3 protein-coding genes are annotated in these 2,898 nt (G+C 45.2%); all 3 read right to left on the bottom strand.

From position 1 onward, the window contains the following. Window positions 1–396: 396 nt before the first annotated feature. Window positions 397–1,059, bottom strand: a complete 663-nt coding sequence (locus Q0236_RS06685; protein WP_297916270.1) for a hypothetical protein — start codon at window positions 1,057–1,059, stop codon at window positions 397–399. 742 nt (window positions 1,060–1,801) lie between these two features. Further along, window positions 1,802–2,293 carry a flavodoxin FldA gene (fldA, locus tag Q0236_RS06680; protein WP_297916268.1) on the bottom strand — a complete coding sequence of 164 codons (492 nt, stop codon included), beginning with the start codon at window positions 2,291–2,293 and terminating at the stop codon, window positions 1,802–1,804. Window positions 2,294–2,304: 11 nt separating this feature from the next. After that, the coding region (locus Q0236_RS06675; RefSeq protein WP_297916266.1) for a hypothetical protein at window positions 2,305–2,898 on the bottom strand (594 nt) is incomplete at its 5' end.

Genomic DNA, 2,898 nt, shown 5'->3' with positions numbered 1-2,898 from the left:
TTCTTTTTAAACTCACTCTTTTATTTTAAAAATTTTTAAATTTTAAAATTTGGATGTTTTATCCTCGCTGTTTTCGGGGCTTGCTAAGAATTTCAGATTTGATATTTAGCTTGTTGCAGGAAGTCAAAACCAATAAAGCGCTCACCGCCGTTAAAATGCTCCGCAAGGCGACGCATCTTGGCATGGCGCCTGCAGCACACTGAAGATTTACGAGCCGTTTTGGCGCGGCTCGAAACAGCGCCTCATCAATATGATGAATTCGAGGCTCGGTTTAAGCGTTATTTTATCGCGATTTGAAATAGCCGTGGCTCATAGATAGAGCGAATTCACGTCTCAGTTTGCCGCTCTGTCTATGAAATTTACGGCCAAAAACATCTCGCAAAATCGCCTTGGATTTTAATCCTTAGTAACGATCGCGCCGTTTTTTATTTCGTGCACGCAGACATTTCTGTGCAGCTCTTTATCGCTATCTAAAGTATAGTAGTACGTTGTTACTGTGCAGCGTAAATCGGCGTCGATGACGAACTCCTGCTTGGCGCGCATCGGCGGCTTGCTTTTACCGCAGTGCACGTAATCGGAGTAAATTTCGCGACAATCGCTTATACGAAATGCGTCGTTTAAAAGGCACATAAAAACATATTCGTGCCCGTGCTTGCTATCTTGGAAATCCCCCAGATAAAGCCTTAGCAGAATTGTTTTGGCGCTCTTTTTTGGCAAACGACAAGCCCTTATGTCTTTGATCCTCTCCCAATACGCGCTTAGATTGTCGATTAAAAAATTCTCCTTTACGAACGAAAACAGCTCATTTTTATCAAGTAAATTTTTATCGATAGCCGCTAAGGGCGAAATTTCTCCCGGATAGCGAATCGGTAGTTGCGCGATCGGTAGATCGTCGTAAATATCTTTCATACTCTGATAAATCTCTGGCCGCGGCGCATCGTCTCCCTTAGCCGCAGCATTTTCCATGCCGCATAGCGCAAGTAGGCACAGCAAAAATATCCACACCTGCTTCATAACATTTCCCCTTGTTTCGGTCGTGACCTCTTTGTTCCTGATCATGCTGTAAATTTTAAAGCCTTAAAATTTACGCTCTAAATTTTAAATTTACGTCTCGTCGCGCTCTTTACGCGAAGTAGCGTAAAGAGTAAAATTCCTCTTTTAAATTTATGCTTTGTCGCGCCGCATAGTTTTGCGGCTTTTTGCTCCTAGCGGCGGGCAATCTCGCGGGGTTATGCTGCGGTTTATTTGGGGCAACAGCCGCGTGCGATTGCAGCGGCAAATTTATACGAATTTTGCAAGCAGACGGCAGCCGGTCGCCGCGCGGATAGACAAAATTTCTGTATCAGGCGCTCGGCGAAATTTCATGGCGGAGCTGCGAAAAGAAATTTTAATAGCGTACGGCGGTAAATTTTAGCGACGTCGCCCCTCGCTTCGCCGCTTATAAAATTTGCAAATTTTATTTCCCGAGTGTACACGGATTACGCCGATGAGATTTATAAACCGCTATACGCAAACTCTCGGCTTTGTCCTTCCGCCGCCACAGCGGCTAAATTTTTTCTACTCGCGCTAAGTGCGTCTCTAAGTCGGTCTGTATTTACGCTAGCACAAAGTATCGCGCAGCCAAATTTAAAGGATAAATTTCATTCACGCAGGTATAAAATTTAAAAATTTCAAAGCCCAAGTCGTTTAAATTTAACCAAAGTCGGCAGAGTTTAAATTTTAAAGAGATCTAAATTTTAATTATTTTAAAAAAAGATGAAAGAGCCGCGAAGCAGGCGCTTCACGGCAAATTTAAAGGGAGTTATCTAAGCTCGGGAGCGATCTGCGCTACCCACGCCTCGATGCGGCTCTCGGTGAGGTCGCTTTGATTGTCGTTGTCTAACGCGAGGCCAACGAATTTGCCGTCCACTACGGCCTTACTCTCGTCAAATTCATATCCGTCGGTAGGCACTGCGCCTACGATATTTGCACCCGCTTTTTTGAAGTTATCGTATAGCTCGCGCATTGCGTTGCAGTAGGCGTCGCTGTAGCTTGAGCTATCGCCCATACCAAAAATCGCGACGGTCTTGCCCGCGACATCAAGGGCTGAGAAATCAAAGCCCGCCCAGTCGTCTTGCAGCTCGCCGTCGTTCCACGTCGAGCTTCCGATTACGAGCGCGGTGTATTTGTCTAGGTCAGCAGGCGCGATATCTGCGACGTTTTTTAGCTCATTTTCGATGCCGAGCTTTTCCGAGATCAGCTTCGCAGCATCTTCGGTATTGCCCATCGAGCTTCCAAAAATAATTCCAACCATTTGGTATCCTTTTAATAAATTTTGTCGGTAAGCTTGTATGGTACTAATTTCATAATGAAATTTCCCTTAAAGCATTCGCTTTTTATCTCGACGTGGCGGTTAAAATTTTCATTTTTTGGATAGACAAGATACACGGCATCGAGGTTTGCTCCGCATGAAAGCTCTAGCGCTTTTTTTATATCATTATCATAAAGCATAGGATTTGAAACGAGCATCGATCTGAAATTTGCTATCACTCCGAGCGAAAATCCGTTTTTTCGCACGATGATGAGTTCGTTTTTAAGCTCAATCTCTGCGCCTGCATTTCGCAGCGCGATCTTTGAAAACACAAAATCACTAAACGCCTCGCGGGCATTTAGCAGCACGCCACTACGCAGGCTTACGATCGCGCGAGCTAGCTTATAAGCTGGCTTGGCGGCAAATACAGGTAGCGGCATGTCGCGCAGATAGGCAAAGATTATCGCATTATCTGCCGCGCAGAATTTCACGGCGGGCTTGAAGCGGTAAATTTTGCGAGCCCCACGCCCAAGCTCGGAGGCGATGAAATTTAAAAATGCAGCGCGAAACTGCGAAGCGCTTTTTAAATTTGCGGGCGGAATTCTATA

The sequence above is a fragment of the uncultured Campylobacter sp. genome (genome assembly GCF_938031315.1).
In the GTDB taxonomy this organism is placed as follows: Bacteria; Campylobacterota; Campylobacteria; order Campylobacterales; family Campylobacteraceae; genus Campylobacter_B.
Note: the sequence above shows the minus strand (reverse complement) of the source record. Positions and strands in the feature narration are given on the sequence as shown.